The organism is [Mycoplasma] falconis (assembly GCF_006385795.1).
Lineage (GTDB): Bacteria > Bacillota_I > Bacilli_A > Mycoplasmatales > Metamycoplasmataceae > Metamycoplasma > Metamycoplasma falconis.
Map to the genome: position 1 here is coordinate 19,215 of NZ_VFSS01000001.1, position 16,770 is coordinate 35,984.

A 16,770-nucleotide genomic window follows, 5' to 3' on the forward strand; every position below is an offset into this window, starting at 1 on the left:
TCCTTTCTTATTGTTATGGCTTTTTATCTTATATATATTAATTAAAATAAAAAACAATATCTGTTATTAGTTAACAGATTTTAAACTAATTTGAACACCAGCTGGTAGTTCTAATCTTTTAGCTTTGTCTAGCAAAGTAGCTGAAACATTTTCTAAAACGATTAAACGTTTGTGGGTTCTTGATTCGAATTGTTCACGAGATTTTTTATTAACGTGAACTGATCTTAAAATGGTAACAATTTCTTTACGAGTTGGTAAAGGAATAGGACCACTTACTTTAGCTTTTTCTTCTTTAGCAAGAGTTACAACTTTTTTAGCTGCATCTTCTACTAATTGAGCGTCAAAAGCTTTAATTTTGATCTCTAATTTCATAGTTTGTTCTCCTTCTTCATTAATTGAAGTAACTCCACACAAGTTATCGCTACACGAGATGAACAACTAAGCTCGGCGTATCGTAACCTTGTGCTTCTTGGTTGTAGTTGCGTTAGTAATTATAAACAAAATTATTTTTTTTGCTTGAAATTTATAAAAATAAATAAAAACCGTATATTTATATACGGTTAAGCTTTTAAAAATCTAATTAAGCTTTTTTAAATCCTGAAATTGTAATTGGGAATAAATATGAACGCATTTTTTTATTTTTTACGTTTTCTGGTGAAACAACTCTTATACTAAAAGTTAAAGTTCCATTGTTATCATCTGCATCAATGTGTGACCCAGAAACTTCGGCAATCACGTAAAGTTTTTTTCATTCTTCTCTAGTATTATCAATTAAATTGTCTAAAATTTCGGTAGCATTTTTAGCCTCAGAAGCTAATATTTTATTTTTATCTTTATAATCTAAATCTAAATGTTTACCGATAACATAAGTATTAAAAGCTTTATTTAAATTTGATTTGTAATAATTAAAATCATAACTATCTGGTTTATTCTTTTTACCTTGTTGAATTTTTAAATTTCTAGATACGGAAGTCATATTTTCAAATTTTTTGTTTAAAAAGTCTTCTAATGTACCAATAGTTAATGTTACTTTTTCAACTAAATGTTTTCTTTTATCAGTTATTCCTTTAATTGGATTAGTAATAAAAATAACTAAGTTATGATCATAAGACATCGTTTTAATTTTGTCGCTGTTACCATTAAAAATAAAATATAATGGACTATCAATTTTTAAAGTATCTTTGTCATATGTGAAATGTTGAGCTAATACTCCGTCGCCTAAATTTTCAACTTTGCTTATTAATTCTGGATTTACACCAATTGAAGAGCTAGCAAGCAATGATCTAAAAGCTTTATTGTTTTCAGAACCTCTTTCATCATCTTCTGGATTTATTTCTTTAATTTTTTGTTCTTCTTCTGGGGTTAATGAAATTTCTTTTATAGCCATTAAATCAACCGGTTTAGCTGTATCATTTGGTTCTTCTTTATCTTTATTTTCTTTTGATTTTGAGTCATTATTTTCAGAATTATCTAAATTAGGTTGTTCGGTATCATTAGTTTTTTTGTTATCTTCTGTCCATTGTTTTGGTTGTTCTGAAGAATTATTTTCAACTGGTTTAGCAGGTTCATTGTTAGTGTCATCAGTTTCTGTTGCTTTATTTTCTCCATTAGTATTTGAAGTTTGATTGTCTTCGGTTGAAGTTTTATCATTATCTTCTGGTTTTGCGTCAGTTTTTGGTTGATCATCTTTATCTTTTTAATCATTATCACCAGTTGGTTTTATATCAGAATTTTGATTTGGTTCATCTTGTTTTTTAGGATCTTCAACCTTAGAATTGCTATCAAGATCTTTTGGATCATCATCATTTTTCTTGTCGGGAGTCGAATTTATTAAATCTTTTACTTGAATTTTAATTTGTTTAAATTCTTCTACTAAACTTTTTAATTGTTCAACTTTTTTATCGTCTAAAGTCGTACTTAAAGTTGTTTTAAATTGATTAACTACTTCCTTATTTTCAGCACTTAAATCTTTACCTTCTAAAGTAGTAATAAGTGGCATAATTTCTGCCTTTAATTCATTAGCAATTTTAATTTGTTTTTCTTTTTCTGATTCACATGAAATAACACATGTTAATGGAATAGCCGTAACTAAGCTTCCTCCCATTAACGATAAAAATACTTTTCCTTTTTTACTCATTTATAATCTCCTTTAATAAAACAAAAGCAAAGAAAGAACTAAGTTCCCGCTTTGCTTTTACCTATTTTTGTTTAAATTGGTTATTCACACTATTATTTTAAAATATTTTTACTATTTTTAAAGTTAATAATAATTAAATTTTTTAAATTTAAAAAGTGCTTACCTGTTTTTACTATATAAACTAAATCGGGCTGATTTGATGTAAAATTGTAATGCTAAATATATTGTTTTATATATAGCTAAATTACTTAAAAAAATATTAATTTTATAATTCAAAAATAAGGAGAAAATATGAGTACAACTATTTTCGACGATAAAAAATATCTTGAAAAAATAGATAAATGATTTAGAGCAGCTAACTACATTAGTGTTGGTCAAATTTATTTAAGAAATAATCCTTTATTAAGAAAACCTTTAACCAAAGATGATGTTAAATTATATCCAATTGGGCACTGAGGAACAATACCTGGACAAAACTTTATTTATGCTCACTTAAATAGAGTTATTAATAAATACGATTTAAATATGTTTTACATCGAAGGACCAGGACACGGTGGACAAGTTATGATTTCTAATTCATATTTAGATGGATCATATAGTGAAATTTATCCAAATATTACCCAAGATGAAAACGGATTACAAAAAATGTTTAAACGCTTTTCATTCCCTGGCGGTACAGCTAGTCATGCTGCGCCTGAAACTCCTGGATCAATTCATGAAGGGGGGGAATTAGGTTATGCTTTATCACATGCAACTGGTGCTATTTTAGATAATCCAGAAGTTATTGCTGCAACTGTTATTGGTGACGGAGAGGCCGAAACAGGACCTCTTGCAGCTGGCTGATTTTCAAATGTTTTTATTAACCCAGTAAACGATGGAGCTGTTTTACCAATACTTCATTTAAACGGTGGAAAGATTTCAAATCCAACTATTTTATCAAGAAAACCTAAAGCAGAAGTTGAACTCTACTTTAAAGGTTTAGGTTGAGAACCTATCTTTGTAGAATGAGATCAAGACAAAGATAATATGGAAATGCATGAAATTATGGCAAAAGCCCTAGATTATGCAGTAGAAAAAATTAAAAATATTCAAAGTAAAGCAAGAAAAAAACCTGCAGATCAAGCAACAAGACCAGTATGACCAATGTTGGTCGTAAGAACACCAAAAGGTTGAACCGGACCAAAAGAATGAAACGGAGAAGCTGTTGAAGGTTCATTTAGAGCTCACCAAGTTCCTATTCCTGTTTCATCATTTAAAATGGATAAAGTTGCCGATTTAGAAGCATGATTAAAATCTTATAAACCAGAAGAATTATTCGATGAAAACGGAACAATTATTCCTGAAATTAGAGAATTAGCTCCTAAAGGTGAAAGAAGAATGGCAGTTAATCCAATTACTAATGGAGGAATTAATCCTAAATTATTAGATTTAGGTAATTGAGAAGAATTTGCTTTAGATATTAAAAAACCTGGTGAATTTAAAGCCCAAGATATGGTTGAACTAGGTAAATACATGGCTAAATTAGTTACTTTAAATAAAGATAACTTTAGAGTATTTGGACCAGATGAAACTAAATCTAATAGACTTTGAGCTTTATTTAACGTTACACAACGTCAATGATTAGAAGAAGCTTCACCTTTATATGATGAATGAGTTGGACCCGAAGGAAGAATTATCGATTCACAATTAAGTGAACATCAAGCCGAAGGTTTTCTAGAAGGTTATGTTTTAACTGGACGTCATGGATTCTTTGCTTCTTATGAATCTTTCTTAAGAGTTGTAGATTCAATGTTAACTCAACATATGAAATGATTAAAAAAATCACTAGAATTACCTTGAAGAAAAGATTATCCTTCTTTAAATGTAATCGCAACTTCAACTGCTTTCCAACAAGATCATAATGGTTATACTCACCAAGATCCTGGATTACTAGGACATTTAGCTGATAAAAGACCAGAATTAATTAGAGAATATTTACCAGCTGATACCAACTCATTATTAGCCGTTATGGAAAAATCATTAATGGAAAGAAATGTAATTAACTTGATTGTAGCTTCAAAACAACCAAGAGAACAATTCTACACTATTGATGAAGCAAGAGAAATGGTTGAAAAAGGATATAAAGTTATCGATTGAGCTTCAAACGTTAATATTAACGAAGAGCCAGATGTTGTTTTTGTTGCTTCTGGAGTTGAGCCAAACTTAGAAACTTTAGCTGCGATTTCAATTATGCATAAAGAATATCCTCATTTAAAAATTAGATTTGTTAACGTAGTAGATCTTTTAAAACTAAGATCACCAAAATTAGATCCACGTGGTATTAGTGATGAAGAATTCGATAAGGTATTTACCAAAGATAAACCAGTTGTTTTTGCCTTCCATGGTTTCGAAGGATTAATAAGAGATATTTTCTTTGATAGACATAACCATAATTTAATTACTCACGGATACCGTGAAAATGGTGATATTACTACCAGCTTCGATATCCGTCAATTAAGCCATATGGACAGATTCCATATTGCCAAAGATGCAGCTTATGCTGTATATAACAATGATGCTAAACCATTTATGGCTAAAATGGATCAAAAACTAGCAGATCATACAGCTTACATTCAAGAATATGGCTACGATATGCCTGAAATTGTTGAATGAAAATGAGAAAATATTAACAAATAATTATTAACAAAATAAGAGGGATTTTAATCTCTTTTATTTTTATTAAAAAAATATGTTTCATGGTACAATTAAACAAGTTAATTAACATAAAAGCGTAGATAGGAGCAAATTATGAAAAAAGATATTCATCCAAAATACAACCAAATTAAAGCAACTTGCTCATCTTGCAATGCTGAATTTACATTTGGTTCTACTGCTGAAAAAGTAAATTTAGATGTTTGTTCTAGTTGTCACGCATACTACACCGGTAACCGTACAGATGTTAAAGCACGTGGACGTGTAGAAAGATTCAACAAGATTCTAGAAAAATCTAAAAAATAGACTAATTAGCAATAAATCGGGTTAACCCCGATTTTTTTATTATTTTATTAAGTTATATAATGAAATCCATAAGCCACATTAGTATCGCCATTATCTCATTTAGCTTGAAAATCTTTTGTTTTAATTTCCCCTGTCGAAGCACTTGCTGCTTTAACAATTCCAACTATGCCGCTTATGGCGTTTATTGCTACGGGAACTATTGCTAATATAGTAGATAAAATAGCACTAATCGCAAAGCCACCACAAATATCTTTGGTTTTATCTTCTGACATTTTTGTAAAACCTGTCATATTACCTCCCTTATGTTTTAAGAATAAATCAAAGAATTTAAAAAAATATAGTTTTTAATAAAAAAGTAAGAAAAAAATAGCTCATTAACGAGCTATTTTGATTATTAAAATGAATGATTGGGATCTTGTGGTAAATCATTTGTTTTTGAACTATCAAAAGCAACTCCTTGCTCTTTTAATTCAACTGCTTCTGCTTTTGAATTTTTATTCTTTTTATTTTTTAATCATAAAACTAGCATTGTAATTAAAACTGTTAGTCCACAAGCACCGGCTCCGCCTGCTAGTCAAACATCTGCAAAATTAAAGGTTCCATAAGGAGCTCAAGGCAGATAAATTATATCTCTCACTGGCCCATATGCCATACGATCATACATATTGCCAAATGCTCCTGCTGCTACAATTGCTAAAAAGACAACAACACCGCGATAAGCTTTATCTTTTAAATAAAAAGAAAAGAAAATTCCTGCCAAAATAATTACAAAACTAATAATATGCAATAAAGTTAAACTTTTAATTCAACCAACCGTTGTACCATCATGAGCAACTGATTTTCAAATGACAAAATTACATCATGTTGCAGTTGGTTTAGAAATTCCTTCCACGTATGGTGGAGTTTCACCTTCTCACTTAAAAATATATAATTTAGTTAAAAGGTCAATTAAAGTAAAACTAATAAAAATCGCAAAAAAGATCGCTAAATTGATAACTACATTTTTCCAGTAAAGTCCTCATCATTTTTTATTAAATAACTTAACTTTATTTTCCTTTTCCATTAACTACCTCATCACATCTTGAACAAATTGATTCCGATAGATTAAAATCATTAATTTCAAAATGGTTTCAGCATCTTTCACATTTAAAGCTTTCTTTTTTCTCAATTTTATTTTCAGAGCCGAATTCTACTTTAGCTACCATTAATAATTTAGTTAAAGGTAATGATTTAATAAATTCGTCGTCGCTATTAATAGTTACAAAAGCTTCATTTTGTCTTTTAATTTCTTGTTGTTTAATTTTATCTTCAATTAGACGATAAACTTCATCTTTAAGATTGAAAAATGAAGTTCATTTTTCTTCTAATATTAAGCTTTCTTGTTTATGGGTTAAGAAGTTTAATTTATGAACTGAACTTTCCTTAATAGGGTTATTGTAGTGTTCATAAATATCTTCCGCAGTAACCGGCATAATAGGTGCTAATGCTTTTACTAATACTAATAAAAGCTTGTTAAACACAAATTGAACTTGTCTTCTTTCTTTATCATCAATTTTATTTAAATAAAGAATATCTTTGGAAATAGAAATGTAATAACTTGAAAAATCGATAATAAAGTTATTAATATCTTTAATTACGTTAACAAAACGATATTGTTCGTAATTATTTAACAATTTATTTTCTAAGTTATCAATTCTTTCATTCATTAAAGCATGAATTGAATCTAAATCGTATTCTTTAAAATCAAAATCACTTAAAGCACCTAAAATAAATTTAATTGTATTTCTAACTTTCCGATAAATTTCCACATTTTGACTTAATATCTTATCATCAATAGTTACGTCAGCACTATATTCTGAATTTGCAGCTCATAGTCTTAAAATATCAGCTCCGTATTTATTAACAACGTCTAATGGATCTACAACGTTGCCTTTTGATTTAGACATTTTATTGCCTTTACCATCTAATACAAAACCGTGTGATAATAAAGCTTTAAATGGGCTGTTATTTCTTCAAGCCACTGAATTAATTAAAGAAGAATTAAATCATCCTCTGTATTGATCTGAACCTTCAAGATATAAATCAAAAGGAGCTTCGATATTACCTGGTGTAACAGAAATAGAAGTAGATCCAGAATCGAATCAAACGTCCATAATATCAGTTTCTTTAGTAAAACCTAAACCACGGTATTTTTCTGGTAATAATTCATCGACAGTTTTTTCATATCAAATATCGCTGCCATATTGTTCTACTAAATTAATTACATAATCGAAAATTTCATTATCGATAACTGGTTGTTTGTCTTTATCATAAAAAATAATAATTGGAACACCTCAGGTTCTTTGACGTGAAATACATCATGATTCACGATTTTCTAACATTAAACTTAAACGTTTTTTAGATCAATCATTATAAGTTTTAACCTTAGCTAAAGCGCCTTGAATATCTTCTTTAATTGAACTTAAAGAAACAAATCATTGAGGAGTGGCACGATACATAATTGGTAAGTGTGTTCTTCAATCATGTGGATATGAGTGTTTAATCTTTTTAAAAGCAACTAGTAAGTTATTTTCTTCTAAAAATTTACCAACTAATGGGTTTGCATCATCGTAAAATACGCCGGCAAATTGTAGACCTTTTTCATTTAAAGTCCCATCGTCTTCAACGTGCATGATTTTTTCAAGATTATATTTATTACCAATTAAAAAGTCATCTTCCCCAAATAAGGGTGCCATATGAACTAAACCGGTTCCACCTTCAAGGGTAACATGGTGTCCTTCGACAATTGGACAAATTAATTTATTAATTGGACCTTTGTATTTAACATTTAAAAGTTCTTTACCTTTAAATTCTTTTATAATTTCAAAATCATTTTCTCATTTAGCAACTTCAGCAACTTTTTCTAATAGTTCTTTTGCTAAAACGTAATTTTTATCATTTCTTTTAACTAAAACGTAATCAAAATCTTTGTTTATTGCTACACCTGAATTAGCAATTAAAGTTCAAGGAGTTGTGGTTCATATAACGATATAATCACCTTTATTTACATACTCATTGCCTTCAATAACTGGAAAAGCTACATATAAAGATGGTGAAATATGATCAGCATATTCAACTTCGGCTTCGGCTAAGGCAGATTGAGAAGAAGGAGATCAATAAATAGGTTTTAAATCTTTATATATTAATCCATCATTAACCATTTTTTGAAATAGTCTTAATTGTTTAGCTTCAACTTTTTTATCTAAGGTAACATATATATCTTTTAAATCAGATAATAAACTTAACTTTTTAAATTGTTCTTTTTGTTTTTCTACTTGACTTAAAGCATATTCAGCACATTTTTTTCTTAAATTAACTACAGAAAAATCTTTAGCTGTCATTTTTGCTTCCGATAACATTTTATGTTCGATTGGCAAACCATGAGTATCTCAACCCGCAACATAAGGGGCATAAAATCCTTGCATAGTTCTAAAACGAACAATAATATCTTTTAAAATTTTATTTAAAGCGTGGCCAACGTGAATATTACCATTTGCATATGGTGGACCATCATGTAAAACGAAACTGTTATTGTTTAAATTACGATCTAAAAGTTGACGATATAATTTATCTTCCTCTCATTTAGCAATATATTTTGCCTCTTTTTCACCTAAATTAGCTTTCATAGAAAATTCAGTTTGAGGCATTAATAAAGTTTGTTTGTAATCTTTTTTTTCTTCCATAATTACTCCTAATAATAAACAAAGATTATTTTATTTATAAAATAATATACAAAAATTTTACTATATTTAGTCTTCTTATGTAAAAAACTAAATACACCGCGGTATTTAGTTTAAATTTTTATTTAACAATAAAGTTTAAGATTTTGCCTTCTTTATAAATTATCTTGACAACTTGTGTGCCTTCTAATCATTTAGCAACACTTGGAATAGCCTTAGCTCTTGCAAATAATTCTTCATTATCTTCATTTGGTAAGATTTCAATTTGTCCTCTTACTTTTCCATTAATTTGAACGCCAATTCGTGGATTTTCATTAATTATTTTATCTACTTCGGCAAAAGGTCAACTGTGTTGTTCTACTGGTTTTTCACCTATTTTTTCCATTAATTCTTCGGCTATATGTGGAGCAAAAGGTGAAAGTAAAATTAAAAAGTTTTTAATAACAAAAGTTGAAGGTATTTCTTCTAACGAAGAAAGATAATTAATGAAAACCATCATTTTACTAATAGCAATATTAAACTTGGTTTTTTCGATATTTTCTGAAACTTCTAGAATTAGTTTATTAATATTAGAATCTAATTCTGCGTTTTTAGTTGAAAGTTTAACATTTTGTAATAATCTTTCGATTGTGTTATAAATCTTGTCTAATCATTTTCTAATTCCGTTTAGTGAATCGACGTTTCAAGCTTTAGCATCGGTTAAAGGACCCATAAACATTTCATAAACTCTTAAGGCGTCGGCTCCATGGCTTTCTACTAAATCATCAGGGTTAATAACATTACCTAATGATTTAGACATTTTTTGTCCATCGGTACCTAAAATCAATCCTTGATTAATAAGTTGGGCAAATGGTTCTTTTGTATTTACAACACCTAAATCGTATAAAAATCTATGTCAAAAACGAGCATATAATAAGTGTAAAACAGCGTGTTCTTGACCACCAATATAAAGATCAACTGGTAATCAATTTTCAAAACGTTTTTTAGCTTCTTCACTGTTTAATGGAGTATAGCTTCCATCTGGATTTTTTAAAACGTAAGCTAAGTAATATCAACTTGAACCAGCTCATTGTGGCATAACATTAGTATCATGACGATATTTTTTACCGTCAATCACTACGTTCATTCATGATTGGACATTAGCAAGTGGACCTTCGGTGCTACCTGAAGGTTTAATATTATCGATCTCAGGTAATTTAACTAGTTCTTTAACTAAATAGATATTATCTTCTTCATCAAATAAAACAGGAAACGGTTCTCCTCAATATCTTTGTCTTGAAAAAATTCAATCTCTTAATTTATAACCTACTTGTTTTTTAACTTCATTAGTTTTAGCTAATTCTTCATAAATTATTTCCTTAGCTTCATCGATTAATTTACCGTCTGCTAAACCAGAATTAATATGCTTCCCATTATTTAAAAATGGCAATTCATCATCTTTGGCTTCAATAACTTTTAATAAAGGTAAATTATATTTAGTTGCAAATTGATAATCTCTTTCATCGTGAGCCGGAACCATCATTACTGCTCCGGTACCGTAAGACATTAAAACGTAATCAGCTACTCAAATAGGTACTAATTTTTTAGTTAATGGATGAACAACGTATGTTCCAATAAATTCACCAGTTTTATCTTTGGCTAATTGTACTCTTTCAAATTCATTTTTAGCTTTAGTTTTTTCTACATAAGCTTTAACTTTTTCTTTATATTCAGAAGTAGTTAATTTCATTAATAAAGGATGTTCTGGCGAAATAACAACTGCGGCGACACCATATAAGGTATCTAATCTAGTAGTAAATGTTTCTAATGAAAAATTACGATTATTAACTTTTCAAGTAACTTGATGTCCTTCACTTCTACCAATTCAGTTTCTTTGTAAAAGTTTTAAACTTTCTGGTCAATTAAGTTCATCTAAACCTTCTAAAAGTTTGTCAGCATAAGCAGTAATTTTTAAAACTCATTGTTTCATTGGTTTTTTAATTACTGGGAAAAATCCTCTTTCACTAACTCTAACCCCGTCAACAACTAAAATTTCTTCGTTGGCTAAAACAGTTCCTAACCCTTCACATCAATTAACATCAATTTCTTCGATAGAAGCTAACCCTTGTTTATACATTTCCTTAAAAATTCATTGAGTTCATTTATAAAACTTAGGATCAGTAGTATCCACTTCTTTATCGTAGTCATATGAAAAACCTAATGATTTAAGTTGTCTTCTAAAATTATTGATATTTTTAATAGTAAATGGAGCAGGATGATTCCCCGTTTTAATTGCATATTGTTCAGCAGGAAGACCAAAAGCATCTCATCCAATAGGGTGAAGTACGTCGTAACCATTCAAACGTTTATAACGACTTAAAATATCAGTGGCTGTATATCCTTCAAGATGTCCAACATGTAAACCTGATCCAGAAGGATAAGGAAACATATCTAAGATATATGCTTTTTTATTATGATTTTCAGTTGTTTTAAAAGTTTTGTTAGTTTCTCAATAATTTTGTCATTTTTTTTCTATTTCACGATGATTATACATAAATACAATTTTACATCAAAGCATCTTTTTAAAAAGAAAAATAAAAGTAGCATTACGCTACTTTTAAAACACTTTCGTGATATGGCTGCCCTTGTTAGATTCGAACTAACGCATGGCGGTACCAAAAACCGCTGCCTTTCCGCTTGGCTAAAGGGCAATTTATGGTGGAGGGGGAGGGATTCGAACCCCCGAACCGTGAGGAAGTGGGTTACAGCCACCCGCGTTTGGCCGCTTCGCTACCCCTCCGTGCTAATTGCATTTAATATTATATAGTATTTTTTAAAAAGCTTAAATAAAAATTTTTACTATTTTTGCAATAAAAAACGCAGACCTTGATCTACGTTTCAATTATTAAATAAATATTAGTTATTAAGCATCTTCATCGAATGAAGAGTGATATAGTTTTTCGTAAAAACCGCCTTGTTTTAATAATTCTTTGTGGTTTCCTCTTTCAATGATTTGTCCATCTTTAATTACTAAAATTTGATCGGCATTAATAATAGTTGAAAGACGATGAGCTATAACAAATGAAGTTTTACCTTTCATTAATTCTTGCATTGCTTTTTGAATATTTTTTTCGGTTCTAGTATCGACGTTTGAAGTTGCTTCGTCCATAATTAAAATATTTTTATTAGCAATAATTGCTCTGGTAATAGCTAATAGCTGTCTTTCACCTTGTGAAAAGTTTGATCCACCTTCTTCAACAACTGTATCATAACCATTTTCTAGTTGTTGAATAAAGTCATCAGCAGTCGAAATTCTTGCAGCCGCTTTAATTTCTTCATCGCTAGCCTCAAGATTTGCATATCTTAAATTTTCTAAAATAGTTGTTTTAAATAAGAACGTATCTTGTAAGACAATTGCCATTTGATTTCTTCAACTATGTTCGTTAACGTCAGTTGATAAATGACCATCAATAGTAATTCTTCCGCCGTTTGGTGCATAAAATTTAGATAATAAGTTAATAATAGTTGTTTTACCCGCTCCAGTAGGTCCTACAATTGCGAATAATTGACCTCTTTTAGCTTTAAATGAAGCATCTTTTAATTGTAGTTTAGGACTGTTTTTAACATATGAAAAACTTACATCCTTAAATTCAACATCACCCTTAACACTACTAATTTCACTCAATTTAGATTCATCAATTTCTGGTTTTAAATTAATAATTTGTAATACCCGTGCAGATGAAACAGTTGACATTTGGATAGAAGCAATATTTTCAAAGCTTCTTCCAATTTGGTTTGCCATTAATCTAATGTATAAAACAAATGACATAATAGCACCTGGTTCTAAAGCATGACCTGAGCCCGAACTAATTCCTGATAAAGCAAAAGCTGAACCAATACCTACTGCAATAAGCTGTAAAATGTTAGTTATAACATTACTGTAAGGTCAAATAATACCTGAATAAATACTTGCTTTGTATGAAGATTTATATAATTTATTATTTTTAATTGCAAACTCTTTATTAATTGCTTCATTTTGATAGAAAGAATTAATAGTATGGTGAGCCGCTAAATGTTCTTCAACATAACCGTTAAGAGTCGCTACTCTTTTTTGTGATTTAGCATATTGTGGCATTGCTTTTTTGATTAAAACAAAAGCTACAATTAAAAATATTGCAAAAATAGGAACAACAATTAGGGTTAAATAAACTGAATAATAAAACATGAAACCAATTGAAGTTAAAACGGTAAAAATGGTTGATAGAATAGCATTAAATGCTCCTGAAAGACCATTGGAGATGTTGTCAATATCGTTTGATAAAATTGACATTAATTCTCCGTTATTAACAGCATCGAAAAATGAGATTGGCATTTTCATAATAGCTTTATAAGCATCGTTTCTCATTATCGTCGCCGTTAAAATACCAGCTTTAATCGATAATTCATTAGAAATTCAACTAAATAATTGTTGTACTAAATATAAGCCTATTAAAGCTAAAACATTTAGTAAAAATGAAGTAGCATTTTTATCATAATCAACAACCATGACTTGGTAATTATTTAAGAATTGGTCAGTAATATGACCCATTAGAAAAATACCCGCAGTTGTTAATAAAGAAGAAATTAAAGTTGTAAAAATAATTCAAAATAACATGCCACGACGATAGTTTAAATATTTAATTAGTTTCTTTAAACTTTCCCTTTTGATGGCTTTTGACTTAGCATAATATTCTTTTTTCTCTTGCTTAGTCATTCTTTTTAAACTTTTTTCACTTTTTAAGGGGTCTAAGTTATACATCTTCACCTCCTAATTGTGATAAAGCAATTTCACGATAAACATTATTGGTTTTTAAAAGCTCTTCATGCTTACCTTGACCGATAATTTTTCCGTGTTCTAATACTAAAATATTATCAGCATCAATAATTGATGATATTTTTTGAGCAATAATAACAGTAGTAATTTTTTCTTTTTTAAATTCTTCACGAATGTTTTTTCTAACTTGAGCTTCGGTTTTAGCATCCAAAGCAGAAGTCGAGTCATCTAAAATTAAAATTTTAGGACGTTTAATAATTCCTTGAGCGATTGCTAATCTTTGTTTTTGACCACCAGAAAGATTAGCTCCTTTTTGTACTACTTCGTGATCGAATTTTTTCTCAAATCTATTAATGTATTCAAAAGCACAAGCATTTTTAGCCGCATTTTCCATCATTCCCAAATCAGCATCGGGATTAGCTAAATTTAAGTTTGAAGCTATAGTACCAGATAAAATCAATGGAGTTTGATAAACATGAGACACATTTTTTCTTAATGAATAAGTATCGATAGTTTTAATATCATTTCCGTCGATTTTAACAGTTCCATAAATAGTTTGAAAATCAAGATTCATTAATTTAGCAATCGTACTTTTACCTGAACCAGTTGGTCCGATAATACCTAATACTTCACCAGGTTTAACACTAAATGTTACATCTTCTAAAACATTTTTTTCTGAATGATCGTAGTATCTGAATGAAACATGGTCAAATTCAATTAAACCGTCAGTCACCTTGTTATCTGAAACCACATGAGCGATATCAGGAGTAGTATTCATAATATCCATAATTCTTTTTGAAGAAACTCTTGCTCTAAACATGTTAAAAATAACAAACGAAGACATAACAACACCAATAGTAATAAACATTACGTAGTTAACAAAAGTAGTTGCATTAGCAATAACTTTTGAAAAAGTAATTGGGTCTTTAGCAGTTAAGTGAGCATTTTTGCCAACAACAAATAAAATAAATGCAACAGCTAAGTTAGCAAATAAGTTAATAAAGTTAAATGTTGAGTTAAATGAAGATCAAGATTTTTTAGATACTTGTTTTCAAGATAAATTGGCTTTTTCAAATTTAGTATTTTGTAAATGTTCTAGGTTATAAGATTTAATAACCTTAGCCCCTAAAATACTTTCTTGTGATTCGTTATTAATATCATCGTAATTTTTTTGTTCTTTTTTAAATAGTGGAGCAATTACTGCACCAGAAATAATCATAGTTAGTCCTAAAACCGGAATCATAACTCCAAAAACGATTGATAAGTTTAGATCAGTTAATAAACCAAAAACTAATCCAAAAATAAGATTACATGGTCCAATAATCATAGTTCTTAAAAATGACATTAACCCAATTTGAATTCTATTAATATCAATAGTAAATCTAGTAAGAATTTTAGCATGACTAAATGTTTCAATATCTTTTTCAGATAATCTGCCTAAATGCTCTCATAGTTTTTGTCTAATATCTCTAGCACCTGCGTTTGAAATATAAGAAGCAGCAACTGAGGCTAATAAAGAACTTATTGTTCCTATTACTAGAAAAATCACAAATCAAATCGATAGACTTTTTGTTGCTTCATCAAGATTTGCAAACGTAAATTTGATTTTTAAAATTTCAACTTCAACAGGAATTGCTGGTGTGCCGGCTGGTATTTGTGTTTTAGCTGCGATAAAACCAACAATATTACCAATTAAAATTGGAATTACTAAAAATGCTGCTACTTGTACTAATGTTAGAAAAACAGTGATAGCTGAATATCATTTATATTTAGCACTAAGTAATTTATAAAGTTTTAGCACTAGCCCTCCTTTCAATTTTTAAAATATATTTTTTTATATTAAAATTTTTTATTCAAAGAATTTTTTAGCTTCTTTGGCAATATGCATTTCTTCTTCTGCTCTAACTACATAAATAGGTAGCTGACTTTCAGGAGTAGAAATTAATTTATAATCACCGTATTTACGGTTCTTGTTAGCTTCTTCGTTAACAGTTAAATGAATTAAATGAATTCTTTTAATTACTTCAGCACGAACGTAATCATCATTTTCACCAACACCGGCGGTGAAAATGATACCGTCAATTGGTCCTTCGATTCTATTTAAATATTTAATTAAATAGTCAGCAATTTTTTGTGAATAAAGTTCAATCGCAAATTGAGCTTGTTCATCATTTCCTCTAACGCCGTGAATATCTCTGATGTCAGAAGAAACTTTACTTACTCCAAGCATTCCTGATTCTTCATTTAGAAGTTTCATAACTTGGTCAATATTCATATTTTTTTCTTTCATAATGTAATGAATGATTGAGGGATCAATATCTCCTGAACGAGTTCCCATCATAATACCTGCTAGTGGAGTAAATCCCATAGAAGTATCAATTGATTTACCATCTTGAATAGCACATAAACTTGCTCCATTACCAATATGTAAGCTAACTACATTAACATTTTTTTTGTTAAAAATTTCTTCACATTTTAAAGCGATGTAGTGGTGGTTTAAACCATGAAAACCGTATTTTCTAATACCTAATTCTTCTGCTACCTTAGCATTAATTGGATAGGTATAAGCGATTTTAGGTAAGGTTTGGTGGAATGAAGTATCAAAGTGCATACTCATTTTAGCGTGTGGTAATAATTCTTTAAAAGCTTTAATTGCTTCTAAGGCACCAGGGTTATGAACTGGAGCTAAATCTAAAGAATTTTCTAAATATTTAATGGTTTGATCATTAACTTCGCTAGTTTTTTGTAAATTAGGACCACCGTTAACAATCCTAAAAGCAACTTGACTGATGTCGTCAAAGTTTTCAATAATTCCTCTTTCTTGTCAAAGAGCAACTAATTTTTTAACAGTTTCTAAAAAAGTTGGAAGTTGGGTATTAATATCTTCTTTAAGATCTTTAAAAGATAAAGATAAAATTCCTTCTGCCATCTTAATTCTTTGGGCAACACCCTTGGCTTCAACTTCTAATTTGTCATTAAATAAATTTCATTTAATAGAACTTGAGCCAGCATTAATAACTAATATTTTTGACATAATTTTCCTTTCACTTATATATGTATAAATTATTAGTTTATATTATATTAATTTTTATTTTTTGTCTTCAAAAAAGTCAAGTTTCTGCCAT

13 protein-coding genes and 2 tRNA genes are annotated in these 16,770 nt (G+C 29.2%); 3 read left to right on the forward strand and 12 right to left on the reverse strand.

Annotated elements, in window-relative coordinates:
- Positions 1-66: 66 nt before the first annotated feature.
- Both rpsJ and FJO69_RS00185 read right to left on the reverse strand, forming a co-directional pair.
- Positions 67-372 (reverse strand): 30S ribosomal protein S10, encoded by a 306-nt coding sequence (gene rpsJ / locus FJO69_RS00180; RefSeq protein ID WP_140780992.1) that lies wholly within the window; start codon positions 370-372, stop codon positions 67-69.
- A 208-nt stretch (positions 373-580) separates the two neighbouring features.
- Positions 581-1,387, reverse strand: a complete 807-nt coding sequence (locus FJO69_RS00185) for a lipoprotein 17-related variable surface protein (RefSeq protein ID WP_140780993.1) — start codon at positions 1,385-1,387, stop codon at positions 581-583.
- 115 nt (positions 1,388-1,502) lie between these two features.
- On the opposite strand from FJO69_RS00185, the gene FJO69_RS06325 reads away from it, so the two are divergent.
- Positions 1,503-1,700 carry a hypothetical protein gene (locus FJO69_RS06325; protein WP_140780994.1) on the forward strand — a complete coding sequence of 66 codons (198 nt, stop codon included), beginning with the start codon at positions 1,503-1,505 and terminating at the stop codon, positions 1,698-1,700.
- Here FJO69_RS06325 and FJO69_RS00195 read toward each other — a convergent pair.
- A complete protein-coding gene (locus tag FJO69_RS00195) occupies positions 1,697-2,137 on the reverse strand; it encodes a hypothetical protein (RefSeq protein ID WP_140780995.1) in 441 nt (146 codons plus the stop codon). The two genes, FJO69_RS06325 and FJO69_RS00195, sit on opposite strands and share 4 nt — an antisense overlap.
- A gap of 291 nt (positions 2,138-2,428) precedes the next feature.
- Here FJO69_RS00195 and FJO69_RS06330 point away from each other — a divergent pair, with 291 nt between their 5' ends.
- Together FJO69_RS06330 and rpmE are read left to right on the forward strand one after the other, a co-directional pair.
- Positions 2,429-4,813: a phosphoketolase family protein gene (locus FJO69_RS06330; protein ID WP_140780996.1), complete on the forward strand. Its 2,385-nt coding sequence runs from the start codon at positions 2,429-2,431 to the stop codon at positions 4,811-4,813.
- A gap of 111 nt (positions 4,814-4,924) precedes the next feature.
- Positions 4,925-5,134 (forward strand): 50S ribosomal protein L31, encoded by a 210-nt coding sequence (rpmE, locus tag FJO69_RS00205; RefSeq protein ID WP_140780997.1) that lies wholly within the window; start codon positions 4,925-4,927, stop codon positions 5,132-5,134.
- A 47-nt stretch (positions 5,135-5,181) separates the two neighbouring features.
- Here the strand turns inward: rpmE and FJO69_RS00210 are convergent, their stop codons facing one another.
- The 9 genes from FJO69_RS00210 to FJO69_RS00250 all read right to left on the reverse strand — a co-directional run bounded on the left by FJO69_RS00210 (position 5,182) and on the right by FJO69_RS00250 (position 16,679).
- The gene (locus tag FJO69_RS00210) at positions 5,182-5,424 is read right to left on the reverse strand and encodes a hypothetical protein (protein WP_140780998.1); all 243 of its coding nucleotides are present in this window, start codon (positions 5,422-5,424) and stop codon (positions 5,182-5,184) included.
- A gap of 104 nt (positions 5,425-5,528) precedes the next feature.
- A complete protein-coding gene (locus FJO69_RS06335; RefSeq protein WP_140780999.1) occupies positions 5,529-6,197 on the reverse strand; it encodes a signal peptidase II in 669 nt (222 codons plus the stop codon).
- Positions 6,181-8,856 (reverse strand): isoleucine--tRNA ligase, encoded by a 2,676-nt coding sequence (ileS, locus tag FJO69_RS06340; protein ID WP_140781000.1) that lies wholly within the window; start codon positions 8,854-8,856, stop codon positions 6,181-6,183. Before ileS ends, FJO69_RS06335 begins: the two co-directional genes overlap by 17 nt.
- A 118-nt stretch (positions 8,857-8,974) precedes the next feature.
- Positions 8,975-11,386 (reverse strand): leucine--tRNA ligase, encoded by a 2,412-nt coding sequence (leuS, locus tag FJO69_RS00225; protein ID WP_140781001.1) that lies wholly within the window; start codon positions 11,384-11,386, stop codon positions 8,975-8,977.
- Positions 11,387-11,468: 82 nt separating this feature from the next.
- Positions 11,469-11,543: transfer RNA gene (locus FJO69_RS00230), tRNA-Gln, on the reverse strand.
- A 5-nt stretch (positions 11,544-11,548) separates the two neighbouring features.
- Positions 11,549-11,632 (reverse strand) — tRNA-Tyr (locus tag FJO69_RS00235).
- Positions 11,633-11,755: 123 nt separating this feature from the next.
- Entirely contained in the window at positions 11,756-13,630 is a 1,875-nt protein-coding gene (locus tag FJO69_RS06345) for an ABC transporter ATP-binding protein (RefSeq protein WP_140781002.1), read from the reverse strand.
- Positions 13,623-15,446: an ABC transporter ATP-binding protein gene (locus FJO69_RS06350; protein WP_140781003.1), complete on the reverse strand. Its 1,824-nt coding sequence runs from the start codon at positions 15,444-15,446 to the stop codon at positions 13,623-13,625. The genes FJO69_RS06345 and FJO69_RS06350 overlap by 8 nt, the downstream gene beginning before the upstream one ends.
- Before the next feature lie 48 nt (positions 15,447-15,494).
- Complete coding sequence (locus tag FJO69_RS00250; RefSeq protein ID WP_140781004.1) at positions 15,495-16,679, reverse strand: acetate/propionate family kinase; 1,185 nt, start codon at positions 16,677-16,679, stop codon at positions 15,495-15,497.
- Between the last annotated feature and the right edge of the window lie 91 nt (positions 16,680-16,770).